The organism is Streptomyces sp. SudanB5_2050, from assembly GCF_964272335.1.
Taxonomy (GTDB): domain Bacteria; phylum Actinomycetota; class Actinomycetes; order Streptomycetales; family Streptomycetaceae; genus Streptomyces; species Streptomyces rochei.
The window spans coordinates 5,937,194-5,951,823 of the sequence record NZ_OZ186760.1; the positions used below are offsets into that span (position 1 = coordinate 5,937,194).

Sequence of the window (14,630 nt, forward strand, 5' to 3'; positions counted from 1 at the left end):
CACACAGGGTGACGCGGACCCAGGGATGAGGGTGAGAGTCAATGGAGACTCCCGGGTCGCAGTCGTCGCTGCACCGAGCCAACCTGGAACGGGTCGTGCGAGCGGTACGGCTCGCCGGGTCGCTCACGCAGGCGGAGATCGCGAGGACGACGGGCCTGTCCGCGGCGACCGTCTCGAACATCGTCCGGGAACTGAAGGACAGCGGGACCGTCGAGGTCACGCCCACCTCGGCGGGCGGCCGCCGGGCCCGCAGCGTCTCCCTGAGCGGGGACGCGGGCATCGTCATCGGCGTCGACTTCGGGCACACGCATTTGCGCGTCGCGGTCGGGAACCTGGCGCACCAGGTGCTCGCCGAGGAGTCCGAGCCGCTGGACGTCGACGCCTCCGCCGCCCAGGGCTTCGACCGGGCGGAACAGCTGGTCAGCCGGCTGATCGCGGCCACCGGCGTCGACCGCTCCAAGATCGCGGGCGTGGGTCTGGGCGTGCCCGGCCCGATCGACGTGGAGTCCGGGACGCTGGGCTCGACCGCCATCCTGCCCGGCTGGGGCGGCACCAAGCCCGCCGAGGAGCTGCGGGGGCGGCTCGGCGTGCCGGTGCACGTGGACAACGACGCCAACCTCGGCGCCCTCGGCGAGCTGGTCTGGGGCAGCGGGCGGGGCGTGCGGGACCTGGCGTACATCAAGGTCGCCAGCGGCGTCGGCGCCGGCCTGGTGATCAGCGGCAAGATCTACCGCGGCCCCGGCGGCACGGCCGGCGAGATCGGCCACATCACCCTCGACGAGTCGGGCCCCGTCTGCCGCTGCGGCAACCGGGGCTGCCTGGAGACCTTCGCCTCCGCCCGCTATGTGCTCCCGCTGCTCCAGCCGAGCCACGGCACCGACCTCACGATGGAGGGTGTGGTGCGGCTCGCGCGGGACGGCGACCCGGGGTGCCGGCGCGTGATCGCCGACGTCGGCCGCCACATCGGCAGCGGCGTCGCCAACCTCTGCAACCTCCTGAACCCGAGCCGGGTTGTCCTCGGCGGCGATCTCGCGGAGGCCGGCGAGCTGGTGCTGGGCCCGATCCGGGAGTCCGTGGGACGCTACGCGATCCCCAGCGCGGCACGCCAACTGTCCGTACTTCCCGGGGCACTCGGGGGTCGTGCGGAGGTCCTGGGGGCGCTCGCCCTCGCGCTCAGCGAGATGGGTGATTCGACCCTCTTGGACGGAAGTGCGACCGGTGCTCTGCCGGTGGCCACTCCTGCCTTCACTTAGAGCACGGATGGCACCGTTGTCATCTCGTTAAGGATTTACTTCTTGACGTCGCACGTGCGGCCGAGTTGACTTCCAGCCACCTCGGCCGCAACGACGCGGCCTCGTCAGGGAGGTTTCTGAAGTGAACACGCGTATGCGTCGTGCCGCCGTTGCCGTTGCCACCACCGCGATGGCAGTCTCGCTCGCCGCCTGTGGCAGTGCCAAGGAGTCCGGCGACAACAACGACTCGTCCGACTCGGCCGCCAAGAAGGGCGACGCCATCAAGGTCGGTCTCCTCCTTCCGGAGAACCAGACCGCGCGCTACGAGAAGTTCGACAAGCCCTTGATCGAGAAGAAGGTCAAGGAGCTGACGAACGGCAAGGGCGAGGTCGTCTACGCCAACGCCAAGCAGGACGCCACGCTGCAGGCGCAGCAGGTCGACACGATGATCACCAACAAGGTCGACGTGCTGATCGTGGACGCGGTGGACTCCAAGGCCATCGCCGGCTCCATCACCAAGGCCGAGCAGGCCGACATCCCGGTCGTCGCCTACGACCGCCTGGCCGAGGGCCCGATCGACGCCTACACCTCGTTCGACAACGTCACGGTCGGCAAGACCCAGGGCGAGGCCCTGCTGGAGGCGCTGGGCGACAAGGCCAAGGACGGCCAGATCGTCATGATGAACGGCTCGTCCACCGACCCGAACGCCGCCCAGTTCAAGGAGGGCGCCCACTCCGTCCTCGACGGCAAGGTGAAGGTCGGCCGCGAGTACGACACCAAGGAGTGGAAGCCGGAGAACGCCAACGCCAACATGGAAGGCGCGATCTCCGCCATCGGCAAGGACAAGATCGTCGGCGTCTACTCCGCCAACGACGGCATGGCGGGCGGCATCATCACCGCCCTGAAGGCCGCGGGCATCTCCAACATCCCGGTCACCGGCCAGGACGCCGAACTCGCGGGCGTGCAGCGCATCATCACCGGCGAGCAGTACATGAGCGTCTACAAGTCCTACCCGCAGGAGGCCGCGGTCGCCGGCGAGATGGCCGTCGCCCTCGCCAAGGGCGAGTCGCTCGACTCCATCGCCAAGGACAAGGCCGACAGCGCCACCACCAAGGGCATCCCCTCGGTGCTCGTCCCGGTCGTCTCGCTGACCAAGGACAACATCAAGGAGACCGTGATCAAGGAGGGCTTCTACACCCTCGACGAGATCTGCGCCGGCAACTACAAGGCCGCCTGCGACAAGATCGGTCTCAAGTAAGCAGTCCTCCCTCCCGTGCCGCGTGAGCGCGTACGGGACCGGCTGCACGCAGCTTCCTCCGGTGCCCCGCACTCATCAGCCCCGCAAGCTACGCGGGGCGCCGGACGGAACACCCCCCTCATACTTCTGCACAACCTCCCGCCGGGTCAGGCGGCGAAGGAGATGGTTCACGTGTCCGCTACGCCCGTGCTGGCGTTGCGCGGGGTCTCCAAGCGATTCGGTGCCGTCCAGGCGCTCACCGACGTCGAGCTTGAGGTCCACGCCGGTGAAGTGGTCGCCCTGGTGGGCGACAACGGCGCCGGAAAGTCCACGCTGGTCAAGACGATCGCCGGCGTGCACCCCATCGATGAAGGCGCCATCGAGTGGGACGGCAAGGCCGTCACGATCAACAAGCCGCACGACGCCCAGAACCTGGGCATCGCGACCGTCTACCAGGACCTCGCGCTGTGCGACAACATCGACGTGGTCGGCAACCTCTACCTGGGCCGGGAGATCCGCAGGCGCGGTGTCCTGGACGAGGTGGAGATGGAGCGCCGCTCCCGCGAGCTGCTGGACACGCTGTCCATCCGCATCCCCAGCGTCCGCATCCCGATCGCCTCGCTCTCCGGCGGTCAGCGCCAGGTCGTGGCGATCGCCCGGTCCATGCTCGGCGAGCCCAAGCTGGTCATCCTCGACGAGCCCACCGCCGCCCTCGGCGTCGAGCAGACCGCCCAGGTCCTCGACCTCGTGGAGCGGCTGCGCGAGCGCGGCCACGCGGTCATCCTCATCAGCCACAACATGGCCGATGTCAAGGCGGTCGCCGACAAGGTCGCCGTCCTGCGCCTCGGGCGCAACAACGGCGTCTTCGAGGTCAAGTCGACCTCGCAGGAAGAGATCATCTCCGCCATCACGGGCGCCACGGAGAACGCCGTGACCCGTCGTGCGGCGCGCACCAATGGGGAGATCAAGAAGTGAGCATCGACAAGACCTCCACGGCCGCCGCGGACAGCGCGGCGAGCAACCCCGAGGCGGCTCCCGCCGCCGTCGCCGCCGTCGACCCGCGGCTGCTGGTGCGCGAGCAGGGCCTCGCGGGCTACGTCACCGAGTTCAAGCGGAAGATGAAGGCCGGTGACCTCGGGTCCATACCGGTCGTCGTCGGCCTGCTGATCATCTGGGCCATCTTCACCAGCCTGAACTCCAACTTCCTCACCGCCGGCAACTTCTCCGACATGTCCGTCGCCATGGTCGGCACGGGCATGATCGCCGTCGGTATCGTCTTCGTCCTGCTGCTCGGCGAGATCGACCTGTCGGTCGGCTCCGTCAGCGGCGTGGCGGGCGCCACCTTCGCCGTGCTGAACATCACGCACGGGATGAACGAGGTGCTGGCCCTGGTGCTGGCGATCCTCACCGGCACCGTGGCCGGCGCCATCCACGGCTTCGTCTTCGCCCGCATCGGCGTTCCCGCCTTCGCCGTGACGCTGGCCGGCCTGCTGTTCTGGCAGGGCTTCATGCTGCAGATCCTCGGCAGCAACGGCACCATCAACCTGAACAGCGACGGCATCGTCGTCAAGCTGACCAGCTACTACTTCAGCGATGTGGCCGCCGCCTACGGCCTGGCGATCGTCGTGACCGCGGGGTACTTCCTCTCCGCCTTCTTCGACAACCGCCGCCGCGCCGCCGCCGGGGTGCCCTCCCGGCCGCTGAACGAGATCATCGTCCGCACGGTGCTGCTGGCCGTGCTGGCCTTCGCCGTGGCGATCGTCTTCAACCAGTACAAGGGCCTGCCGCTGGCCGTGGTGATCTTCCTGGCCTTCCTGCTGCTGACGGACTTCGTGCTGCGCCGCACGTCCTACGGCCGCAAGGTCTTCGCCCTCGGCGGCAGCGTCGAGGCGTCGCGCCGGGCCGGCATCACGTGGAGCTGGTGCGGATCTCGGTCTTCGCGATCGCCGGCACCTTCGCCGCGATCGGCGGCCTCTTCGTCGCCTCGAAGATCGCCTCCGCCAACCAGGGCGCGGGCACCGGTGAGTTCCTGATGAACGTCATCGCCGCGGCCGTGATCGGCGGCACGTCCCTCTTCGGTGGCCGCGGCCGCACGTGGGACGCGCTGCTCGGTGTGATGGTCATCGTCTCCATCCAGTACGGCCTCGCCCTGGAGGGCATCGCCTCGCCGGTGCAGTACATGATCACCGGTGGCGTCCTGCTGGCGACCGTCGTCATCGACGCGGTCACCCGCAAGACGCAGAAGACGGCCGGCCGCGCCTAGCCGCGCACCGCGCCCGTCGTACCACCGCCCGCCCGAGCTGAGCCCTCGGGCGGGCGGTTCGGCGTCCGCCCGGCCCCCACGCGCGCCGCCCGCCGGGACGGCGGGTGCACGACGCCGCCGGACGGGAAGTCGTAGAACCTGTTCCGGATGGGTAAGGCCGAACGCGTGACGTACGACCCACCGCCCGGACACGTTCCGCCACGGCGGAACATTAGACTCGTCAAGCCCGGCAACAGCTCTACTGCAAGGAGGCACGGGTGCCGCTGCTGACCCGCATCACGGGACCGCGCGATCTGGACCGGCTCAGCCTGGAAGAGCTGGGCCGGCTGGCAGAGGAGATCCGCACCTTCCTCGTCGACGCCGTCTCCAAGACCGGCGGCCACCTCGGCCCCAACCTCGGCGTGGTGGAGCTCACCCTCGCCCTGCACCGCGTCTTCGACTCGCCGAAGGACAAGGTGCTCTGGGACACCGGCCACCAGTCCTACGTGCACAAGCTGCTCACCGGACGCCAGGACTTCTCGAAGCTGAAGATGAAGGGCGGCCTGTCCGGCTACCCCTCGCAGGCCGAGTCCGAGCACGACGTCATCGAGAACAGCCACGCCTCCACGGTGCTCGGCTGGGCCGACGGCATCGCCAAGGCCAACCAGGTCCTCGACCGCGACGACCACGTGGTCGCCGTCATCGGTGACGGCGCCCTCACCGGCGGCATGGCCTGGGAGGCGCTGAACAACATCGCCGCCGCCAAGGACCGCCCCCTCGTCATCGTCGTCAACGACAACGAGCGCTCCTACGCCCCCACCATCGGCGGCCTCGCCAACCACCTGGCGACCCTGCGCACCACCGACGGCTACGAGCGCTTCCTGGCCCGCACCAAGGAGGTCCTGGAGCGCACCCCGGTCGTCGGCCGCCCGCTCTACGACACCCTGCACGGCGCCAAGAAGGGCCTGAAGGACTTCATCGCCCCGCAGGGCATGTTCGAGGACCTGGGCCTGAAGTACGTCGGCCCGATCGACGGCCACGACATCGAGGCCCTGGAGTCCGCCCTCACCCGCGCCAAGCGCTTCGGCGGCCCGGTCATCGTGCACTGCCTCACCGAGAAGGGCCGCGGCTACCAGCCCGCCCTCCAGGACGAGGCGGACCGCTTCCACGCCGTCGGCAAGATCCACCCCGACACCGGCCTGCCCATCTCCACCTCCGGCGCCGACTGGACCAGCGTCTTCGGTGACGAGATGCTGAAGCTCGGCCGGGAGCGCGAGGACATCGTCGCCATCACCGCCGCGATGCTCCAGCCGGTCGGCCTCGACAAGTTCGCCAAGGCCTTCCCGGACCGCGTCTACGATGTCGGCATCGCCGAGCAGCACGGCGCCGTCTCCGCGGCCGGCCTCGCCCACGGCGGCGTCCACCCGGTCTTCGCCGTGTACGCCACCTTCCTCAACCGCGCCTTCGACCAGGTCCTGATGGACGTGGCCCTGCACAAGTGCGGCGTCACCTTCGTCCTGGACCGCGCCGGCATCACCGGCACCGACGGCGCCTCCCACAACGGCATGTGGGACATGTCGATCCTCCAGGTCGTCCCCGGCCTGCGGCTGGCCGCCCCGCGCGACGCCGACCAGGTCCGCGCCCAGCTGCGCGAGGCCGTCGAGGTCGACGACGCGCCGACCGTGGTCCGCTTCTCCAAGGGCGCCGTCGGCCCCGCCGTACCGGCCGTCGGCCGCGTCGGCGGCATGGACGTGCTGCGCGCCCCCGGCACCGACGACCCGGACGTCCTGCTGGTCTCCGTCGGCGCGCTGGCGCCGATGTGCCTGGAGGTGGCGGACCTGCTGAACAAGCAGGGCATCTCCACCACCGTGGTCGACCCGCGCTGGGTCAAGCCCGTCGACGAGGCCATGGCCCCGCTCGCCGAGCGCCACCGCGTCGTCGTCACCGTCGAGGACAACTCGCGGGTCGGCGGTGTCGGCTCCGCCGTCGCCCAGGCCCTGCGCGACGCGGGCGTCGACGTACCGCTGCGCGACTTCGGCATCCCGCCGCGCTTCCTGGACCACGCCTCGCGCGCCGAGGTACTGGCCGAGATCGGGCTGACCGCGCCGGACATCGCCCGTCAGGTCACCGGTCTGGTCGCCAAGCTCGACGGCCGGTACGAGCGCGCGGGCGCCGAGGTGGACTCCGTGGAGGCCGCCCGCGACTGACGCGCGCGACCGAGGTACGGCCGGATGGGCAGGGTCATCCACTCGTTGCAGTGGTGAAACCTGCCCATCCGCGTGAATTGGCTCACGCCGGGGCATACGCAGTACGCCCCCCTCTCGATCATGTCGGGGACGACAAGCGTCGGAGGTACCCGTGAGCAGCAGCAGTCTCTTCAGGACCAAGAAGATCGAGCAGTCCATCCGGGACACGGAGGAGCCCGAGCACGCGCTCAAGAAATCCCTGTCCGCGCTGGACCTGACCGTCTTCGGCGTCGGTGTCATCATCGGCACCGGCATCTTCGTACTGACCGGCACGGTCGCCAAGAACAACGCCGGGCCCTCCGTGGCCCTGGCCTTCGTCGTCGCCGGGGTGGTCTGCGCGCTCGCCGCGCTCTGCTACGCCGAGTTCGCGTCCACCGTGCCGGTGGCCGGTTCGGCGTACACCTTCTCCTACGCCTCGCTCGGCGAACTGCCCGCCTGGATCATCGGCTGGGACCTGGTCCTGGAGTTCGCGCTCGGGACGGCGGTGGTGGCCGTCGGCTGGTCGGGTTACATCCGTTCGTTCATGGACAACGCCGGCTGGCAGTTCCCGGAAGCGCTCGGCGGCCGGGACGGGGCCGACGGCTTCGGCTTCGACATCCTCGCCGCCGCGCTGGTGCTGGTGCTCACCGGCATCCTCGTCCTCGGCATGAAGCTGTCGGCCCGCATCACCTCGCTCGTGGTCGCCATCAAGGTGACCGTCGTCCTGATCGTGATCATCGCGGGTGCCTTCTTCATCAAGGGGTCCAACTACGACCCGTTCGTCCCGAAGTCGCAGCCGGTGGAGGCGGGCGGGGGCCTCGACTCACCGCTGATCCAGTTGATGTTCGGATGGGCGCCGTCCAACTTCGGCGTGATGGGCATCTTCACCGCCGCCTCGGTGGTCTTCTTCGCCTTCATCGGCTTCGACATCGTCGCCACGGCCGCCGAGGAGACCAGGAACCCGCAGCGGGACATGCCCCGCGGCATCCTCGGCTCCCTGTTCATCTGCACCGCGCTCTACGTCGCCGTCTCCATCGTCGTCACCGGCATGCAGCACTACAGCGAACTGTCGGTCGACGCCCCGCTCGCCGACGCCTTCAAGTCCACCGGGCACCCCTTCTTCGCCGGTGTGATCAGCTTCGGCGCCGCGGTCGGCCTGACCACGGTCTGCATGATCCTGCTGCTCGGCCAGACCCGCGTGTTCTTCGCGATGAGCCGCGACGGACTGCTGCCCCGCTTCTTCTCCCGCGTCCACCCGAAGTTCCGCACGCCGTACCGCCCGACCATCCTGCTCGGCGTGATCATCGCGATCGTCGCCGGCTTCACCAGCCTGAGCGAGCTGGCCGAGCTGGTGAACATCGGCACGCTGTTCGCCTTCGTCATCGTCGCGATCAGCGTGATCATCCTGCGCCGCACCCGGCCCGACCTGCCGCGTGCCTTCCGCACCCCGCTGGTCCCGCTGCTGCCGATCGTCTCGGTCGCCGCCTCGCTGTGGCTGATGCTGAACCTGCCGGCCGAGACCTGGGTGCGGTTCGGTGTCTGGATGGCGATCGGTGTCGTCGTGTACTTCCTCTACAGCCGCACGCACAGCCGCCTGGGGCGCGGCGAGGAGGCACCGGCGGAGGGCACATCGAAGCCGTCCGGTGGCGGTACGCCGTAGTCTGCCCGGCCCTCGGCCCTCGGGCTCTCGCTCCTCACCCCGGCCCTGTGCGACCGCCGCCCGGCGGACGCGCAGGGCCGGGCGCGTGTACGGGGGCGGTCCCGCGCCTCATCGGGGGCCGGGGTCGTGTCCGGACGGCGGCGGACGTGCGGCCGGTGCGGGTACGGGCAACAGTGCGGGTGCGGCTCAGGAGCGGGGTGCGGGCGGGACGCGCGGCACGGACCGGGCCGGGGGCGAGCCGAGGCGGGGGAGGACCGGGGCGGTGGAGGGTCGAGGTCGAGCGACGGGCCGAGACCGTGGAAGCCCGAGGTCGAGAAGGGGCCGGGACGGTGTAAGGCCGGGGCCCAGGGGTGCGCCGGAGCCGCGAGGGCGGGGGCGAGGAGGAGGCGGGGTCTCACACGGGTCGTACCGTCCGGGGCCCCGCCACCTCCGCGCCCAGCTCGGTCACCCGGCGGCGCAGCTCGCGGTCGGCCGTCACCACCAGGACCGGGCGGTCACCGGCGACCCCGGCGACCAGGCCGACCATGTGGTCGTCCCCGCTGCCGGGCGCCGACTCCACCCGCACCCCGGGCACCGACTCCACGCCTCGGGCCGCCCCCTCGACGACGAGGACGATCTCCACGGGCCGCCCCTCGTGCCCCGGCACGCCCTGGGCCGCCAGCCGGTCCCGCAGACGCTCCGCCGCTCCCCGCCGGTCCCGCCACCAGCCGTCGGGAACCGACCCGACCACGTTCGCGGCGTCGACGATCACGAGCAGGGTGCTGTCCTTCATGGGGGCAGGGTCGCACGCCGTCGACCCGACTGCGACGAACACCTGCCCGGCAGATTAAGGTGATGCGGTGAATGGCGAGTGGCTCATACGCGGCCGTGACGGCCGGCTCAGCGTCTACCAGGTGTCCCAGGACGCGGTCTCGTGCCGCGCCGAGATCACACCGGGCGGCCCCTGGGGCCCTCCCCGCCGGATGGGCGGGGACGCGCGCCTGCACCCCGTCCTGGCCACCGGCCAGGGTGCCGACGCGTACGTGCACCTGGTCTCCTGGCGGCCCACGGAGTCCGGCGGCTCCGACCTCGTGCACTCCACGCACTTCCGGCCCCTGCTGGCCGCAATGGACTGGGAGCCCGTCGGCCGTCCCGACGGCGCCGGCGACCCCACGGGCGCGCCGGCCGTCGCGGTCGACCACCAGGGGCGCGCGCACGTCTTCGTGCGCAACACCGGCGGCGGGCTCGGCATGCGCGCCCAGGCCCAGAAGGGCGGCTGGGGCCCGTGGCGCGACCTCAAGGGCGCCGAGCTGCGGGACGCGCCGGCCGCGGTGGCGGGCAAGGACGGACGCGTGGAGGTGTACGCCGCCGCGCCCGGCGCCCTCCTGTACTGGCGTCAGGAGCGGCCCGGCACCGAGTTCGCGCTGCACGAGACGGTGCCGGCCGCGGTACGCCCGGGCACCCTGCGGGCGCTGGCCACCTCCGGCGAGCGCACCACCGTCCTGTTCACCGACGACGACACCGGCGAGCTGTGCGCCTGGCGCTGCGGGGAGAAGCCGGTGCCGCTGGCGCCCGCGGCCGGGCCCGGACCCGTCGCAGCCGTCCGCTGCGTCATCGACGGCCACGACTGCACCCTGGTCGCCCAGCGCTCGGCGACCAGTGGGCGGGTCGCCTTCGCCGCCTACCCCTCCGAGCAGGAGGCGATGGGCGCCCAGTGGACGGAGTCGGGCCCGGCGCTGCCGGCCGACGCGCGCGTGTCCCTGGCCCTGGACGCCGACGGCCGGGTGGTCGCGGCGAGCCTGTCGCCGTCGACCGGGCAGCTGCTGCTCACGCGGCGCAAGGACGAAGCGGGACTGGCGCTGGAGGCCTGGCGGACGGTGTGAGGGAACCCCGGGGCGCGAGCCGGGAGGCTCCCCCGGGGTACGTCAGGAGCCGCCGGTCGCGGGGGACTTCTTCGCCGACTCGGGAATCTCCTGGTCGCCGCGGATCGCCTTCCACAGCGTCGACGCCTGCGGCTCGGCGGGGACCACCCGGTTGGGGTCGGTCTTGTCGTAGGCCACCGGGAGCATGATCGTCTCCATGGTGGAGGGGTCGACGCCGTTCAGACTGCGTCCGAAGTCCGCCAGCGCGGTGAGCGAGGCGAGTTCGGAGTCGGTGGTGAGGGCCGCGGTCAGCGTGTCGGCGATCTTGTAGGTCTTGGTGGGGCTGCCCAGCAGGTCCTGCTTCTTGATCTCGCTCAGCAGGGCCATCATGAACTCCTGCTGGAGGCCGATGCGCCCCAGATCGCTGCCGTCGCCGACCCCGTGCCGGGTCCGGACGAACTGGAGGGACTCCGTCCCGTTCAGCTTGTGCGTGCCGGCGGCCAGGTCGAGCCCGCTCGAGGGGTCGTGGATGTCCTGGTCGACGGTGACGGTGACCCCGCCGATCGCGTCGACCAGATCCTTGAAACCGGCGAAGTCGATCTCCACGTAGTGGTCCATGCGGACGCCGGACATCTTCTCCACCGTCTTGACCACACAGGCCGGACCGGCCTGCGAGTAGATGGAGTTGAACATCACCCGCTCCGCCGAGGCCATCGAGGAGCCGTCCGCCTTGGTGCAGTCGGGGCGGGTCACCAGGGTGTCGCGCGGAATGCTCACCGCGACCGCCTCGGAGCGGCCCTCGGGTATGTGCATCACCAGCGCGGTGTCCGAACGGGCACCGGCGACCTTCCCGGTGTTCAGCTCGGCGTTGTCGCCCGCGCGGGAGTCCGAGCCGAGAATCAGGACGTTCTGCCCGGAGGTGGCAGCTTCTCGGGACGGTCCTCGCCGATCGCCTTGTCGATGTCGACGCCGTTGATGTTGCCGTCGAGGCCGGAGTAGAGCCAGTAGGCCGTGCCGCCCGCGGCCACCACGACCACGGCCAGAGCGATCAGGACCTTCCGTCCCGTACGGCGGCCCTTCGCCCGGCCCCGCTTGCGTCCTCTGCCGCCGCGCCCGGACGGCGTGTCGGAGTCGGTGCGCCGGGGCGTCGAGACGTGGCTCATCCTGGTCGAGTCCTCGGTGGTCGTGCCCCTCGGGGGCGGTGGTGTGGCGGAGGACTCGGGTGGGGGGAGGGCCGGTCCGTGTGCTGCCCGATCGATCCCGCACTATAAGCGGATGATCGACCGATCATGCATGGGATGTGAGTCATTTGTAAACATGAATCGAACAAATAGTATGCGCCTCGATCTCACAGGTCGTCGCGCGGCGGATGTTCCGCCGCGAGCGGGCCCCGGAGCGCCGGGTCCGTGCCACGGGGAAGGACAACGACGGACATGCGGGCCAGCACGGCGCGTGACAACGAGCGACGGCGCCGGCCGGCCGCCGACGGGGAACCCGGTGCGGGCGTGCGGGCCGGCGGCGTGCGGTCGGGGCCGTGGCTGCTGACCGGACACGACGGCAGGCTCCTCGCCTACGCGCACGTGGACGGAGCGCTGCTGCGCTGGACGGAGAGCGGACCGGGGGGCCCGGGATGGCTGGGGCCGGACGTACTGCCGGCCGAGGACATCGCCCACTGCACGCTCGTCCAGGGAGCCAACCGGTACGTGCACGTCCTGGGTCGCCGGGTGCGCGGGGGCGGGAACCGGCCGCTCGCCGTGGACCTGGTCTACGCGATCCAGTACCAGGCGGGGCGCCCGATGAGCGAGTGGCGTTCGGTCGGCAATCCGCTCACCCGGCGCGAGACGGCGGCTGAACTCGGCGTCCCCGCGGCCGCGGTGGACACGGCGGGGGCACTGCACGTCTTCGCGCCCACCGCCGAGGGCCGGGTCGCGCTGCGCCGCGAGGACGCCAAGGGGCGCTGGGAGCCCTGGCTCGACCTGAAGGCCGGCGGTGTGCTCGACACCCCGTGCGCGGTGGCGGCGTCCGGCGGGCACCTGGAGCTCGTCGCGCCCGCCCGGCACGCCACTCTCACCTGGCAGCGGGCGAAGTCCGGCGCGGTGCCGGAGCGCGGCCACGACCTGGGGGTGGTCGCGCTTCCCGGCTCCATGACCGGCGTCGAGACCTCGCCGGGCCGGATCACCTACTTCTTCACCGACCCGCACAGCGGCCAGATCGTCGCCGTCCGCTCCGGCGAGTGGCCCGTGCCGGTGGGCGGGAACCCGGGCGACGGACGCCACGCGGCCCTGGCGGTCACCCTCGACGGACACCCCTGCACGGTGCTCGCCCACCGGGACGCCGAAGGGCGTGTCGTGCTGGGGGTGTGTCCCGCGGAGGGCGAGCGGTACGGCGTGTGGTGGACCGACACCGGCATGGTCTGCCTCGGCGACCCGGTGCTGGCCCGGGACGCGTACGGGCGGGTCGTCGTCCTGGCCGTGGGCGCGGACGGCGCCCTGTCCTCGGCCCGGCAGGCCGACGGGCCCGGGCTGACGCTCGCCGACTGGGTGCGCGTATGACCCCGCAGGAGACCGCCGGCCGGCGGCGAAGGAGCGTGTAGAGATGAGCCGTAGGTCCGAGCGCCGACCGGGCACCGAGTCCCCGTCGGTCGCCGCCGGCGGTCGCCCGCACGTCGTCGCCGTCGTCGTTCCCGAGCCCGCCGACGCGGTGGCGCTGGTGGATCTGGAGCCGGCCGGGGCCGAGATCGCCGTCGTGGCGCTGCGGGCGGGCACGCAGGAGGGCCGGGGGGCCCTCGACCGCGCCCTGGCCGCCGCCGCCGACCGGGGCTGCGGTGTGCTCGGCGCCCCCAGAGTGCTGAACGGGCGGGACTCCGCGGACACGGGCGCGGCTCTCCTCGACGAGCTGCGCGACCTCGGTCCCGACCGGCTGCACACCCTGGATCCGGACCCCGTTCACATCTCCTTCGACCGGGCGAGCGGCATGCCGGAGTACGACGTTCCGCCCGTCCATGCCGAGACCGCCGCGCAGGCCCTCGACGCGGCACGGGCCTGGCAGGCGGAGAGCGGGCGGCCGCTGTCCGTCGACTGCCATCGCGCCGGGTCCGACCCCGGACTCGGCGCGGCGTCCTGCCGCCGGTACCCGGCGCCCGCCACCTGGCTGTCCGCGGGCTTCGACGGCCGGTTGACCGCCTTCCTGCCCACGGCGGCCGGACTGGTGCGGCGGTACCAGGACGCGTCGGGCCGGTGGAGCGGACCCGAGCCGGTGGAAGGGACCGGGTTGCTGCCGGGGTTGTTCGTCGCGCGGGACCCGCAGGGCTTCCCGCACGTGTTCGGGCTGCGCAGGACCGCCCGCGGCGACGGCGGGGTGGACGTCGAGGTCGTGCACACGGCCCAGTACCGCACCGACGGTCCGCTCACCCCGTGGCACTCCCTCGGCGGGCCGAACCGTGGCGACTGGCGGCGGGGTCGAGCCGTCGGATTCCCCGCGGCCGCATTCGACGCCGCGGGCGGTCTGTACGTGTTCGTCCGCAATTTCGGACACAGCATCAGCCTGCGCGGGCAGGCCGCCGACGGAAGCTGGGCCGCCTGGGAGCACTTGGGCGGAACGCGGGTCGCCGACGACCTCGTCGCCGTGACGGCCCCGCACGGCGGGGTCGAGGTCTACGCCCGCAAGCGGGACGCGCCGGGTGCGGTCCGCTGGTTCCCGGGTGGCCCGGGCGGTGCCTGGGCCGAGGATCCGGCGCTGCCGTTCGCTCCCCGGCCCGGTACGTTGACGCCCGCGCCGGAGCCGGGCGCCGTTCTCTTCCGCGACCTGCACACCAACGAGGCCTGTTGGTGGCAGCCGGGCATGCCGGCGCCCTGCCCGCTCGACGAGGCCCGGGGGGCCGGGCCGCTGGGCGCGGTGCGGGGCGTGCGGCGCGACGGCTGGCCGTACTCGGTGCTCATCGCGGCCGGGCCGGACGGCAGCTGTCTGGTGGGCGCCTACCCCGAAGGGAGGCCGGACGCGGGCGTGTGGTGGCAGGACCTCGGCGCGCGGTCGTACGAGATGCCCGCCGCGGCCGCGAGCCGGGCCGGGGGACTCACCGTGGCGGCGCGGCCCCCCGGTCGGAGCCTGCTGCTGGCCGGCCGCGACGAGCAGGCGGGCGGCTTCTCGTTCGGTGACTGGCTGTCCGCTCGGCGCTGAGAGCCGCCCGGGAGGAA

The 14,630-nt window shown here is 71.9% G+C and carries 9 protein-coding genes and 2 pseudogenes; 9 read left to right on the forward strand and 2 right to left on the reverse strand.

Annotated features, from left to right (window positions below):
* The first annotated feature begins 41 nt into the window (after positions 1 to 41).
* From ACFZP7_RS26465 to ACFZP7_RS26490, 6 genes and pseudogenes are all read left to right on the forward strand, one after another.
* Positions 42 to 1,253, forward strand: coding sequence for an ROK family transcriptional regulator (locus tag ACFZP7_RS26465; RefSeq protein ID WP_109204287.1), 1,212 nt, complete (start codon positions 42 to 44; stop codon positions 1,251 to 1,253).
* Between the two features lie 133 nt (positions 1,254 to 1,386).
* Positions 1,387 to 2,490, forward strand: a complete 1,104-nt coding sequence (locus ACFZP7_RS26470; protein WP_030974616.1) for a sugar ABC transporter substrate-binding protein — start codon at positions 1,387 to 1,389, stop codon at positions 2,488 to 2,490.
* Positions 2,491 to 2,652: 162 nt separating this feature from the next.
* Complete coding sequence (locus ACFZP7_RS26475; RefSeq protein ID WP_029393413.1) at positions 2,653 to 3,444, forward strand: ATP-binding cassette domain-containing protein; 792 nt, start codon at positions 2,653 to 2,655, stop codon at positions 3,442 to 3,444.
* Positions 3,441 to 4,732, forward strand: a pseudogene (locus ACFZP7_RS26480) (sugar ABC transporter permease). Before ACFZP7_RS26475 ends, ACFZP7_RS26480 begins: the two are co-directional and overlap by 4 nt.
* A gap of 257 nt (positions 4,733 to 4,989) precedes the next feature.
* The gene (gene dxs, locus ACFZP7_RS26485) at positions 4,990 to 6,918 is read left to right on the forward strand and encodes a 1-deoxy-D-xylulose-5-phosphate synthase (RefSeq protein WP_031015613.1); all 1,929 of its coding nucleotides are present in this window, start codon (positions 4,990 to 4,992) and stop codon (positions 6,916 to 6,918) included.
* Positions 6,919 to 7,069: 151 nt separating this feature from the next.
* Positions 7,070 to 8,596, forward strand: coding sequence for an amino acid permease (locus ACFZP7_RS26490; protein ID WP_127439614.1), 1,527 nt, complete (start codon positions 7,070 to 7,072; stop codon positions 8,594 to 8,596).
* Between the two features lie 394 nt (positions 8,597 to 8,990).
* Here the strand turns inward: ACFZP7_RS26490 and ACFZP7_RS26495 are convergent, their stop codons facing one another.
* A complete protein-coding gene (locus ACFZP7_RS26495; protein WP_127441385.1) occupies positions 8,991 to 9,368 on the reverse strand; it encodes an NTP pyrophosphohydrolase in 378 nt (125 codons plus the stop codon).
* Positions 9,369 to 9,435: 67 nt separating this feature from the next.
* Here ACFZP7_RS26495 and ACFZP7_RS26500 point away from each other — a divergent pair, with 67 nt between their 5' ends.
* Positions 9,436 to 10,458: a hypothetical protein gene (locus ACFZP7_RS26500; protein WP_385636146.1), complete on the forward strand. Its 1,023-nt coding sequence runs from the start codon at positions 9,436 to 9,438 to the stop codon at positions 10,456 to 10,458.
* Positions 10,459 to 10,500: 42 nt separating this feature from the next.
* On the opposite strand, the pseudogene ACFZP7_RS26505 reads toward ACFZP7_RS26500, so the two are convergent.
* Positions 10,501 to 11,600 (reverse strand): annotated as a pseudogene (locus ACFZP7_RS26505) (LCP family protein).
* A 270-nt stretch (positions 11,601 to 11,870) separates the two neighbouring features.
* Here ACFZP7_RS26505 and ACFZP7_RS26510 point away from each other — a divergent pair.
* Together ACFZP7_RS26510 and ACFZP7_RS26515 are read left to right on the forward strand one after the other, a co-directional pair.
* Positions 11,871 to 12,989: a hypothetical protein gene (locus ACFZP7_RS26510; protein WP_385636148.1), complete on the forward strand. Its 1,119-nt coding sequence runs from the start codon at positions 11,871 to 11,873 to the stop codon at positions 12,987 to 12,989.
* 43 nt (positions 12,990 to 13,032) lie between these two features.
* Positions 13,033 to 14,613 (forward strand): hypothetical protein, encoded by a 1,581-nt coding sequence (locus ACFZP7_RS26515; protein WP_385636151.1) that lies wholly within the window; start codon positions 13,033 to 13,035, stop codon positions 14,611 to 14,613.
* Positions 14,614 to 14,630: the final 17 nt, after the last annotated feature.

Bases quoted from the DNA above. Each gene is read 5' to 3' on its own strand.
- ACFZP7_RS26470 (WP_030974616.1), top strand. From the start codon at position 1,387: ATGCGTCGTGCCGCCGTTGCCGTTGCCACCACCGCGATGGCAGTCTCG.
- ACFZP7_RS26465 (WP_109204287.1), top strand. From the start codon at position 42: ATGGAGACTCCCGGGTCGCAGTCGTCGCTGCACCGAGCCAACCTGGAA.
- ACFZP7_RS26475 (WP_029393413.1), top strand. From the start codon at position 2,653: ATGGTTCACGTGTCCGCTACGCCCGTGCTGGCGTTGCGCGGGGTCTCC.
- ACFZP7_RS26515 (WP_385636151.1), top strand. From the start codon at position 13,033: ATGAGCCGTAGGTCCGAGCGCCGACCGGGCACCGAGTCCCCGTCGGTC.
- ACFZP7_RS26495 (WP_127441385.1), bottom strand. From the start codon at position 9,368: ATGAAGGACAGCACCCTGCTCGTGATCGTCGACGCCGCGAACGTGGTC.
- ACFZP7_RS26510 (WP_385636148.1), top strand. From the start codon at position 11,871: ATGCGGGCCAGCACGGCGCGTGACAACGAGCGACGGCGCCGGCCGGCC.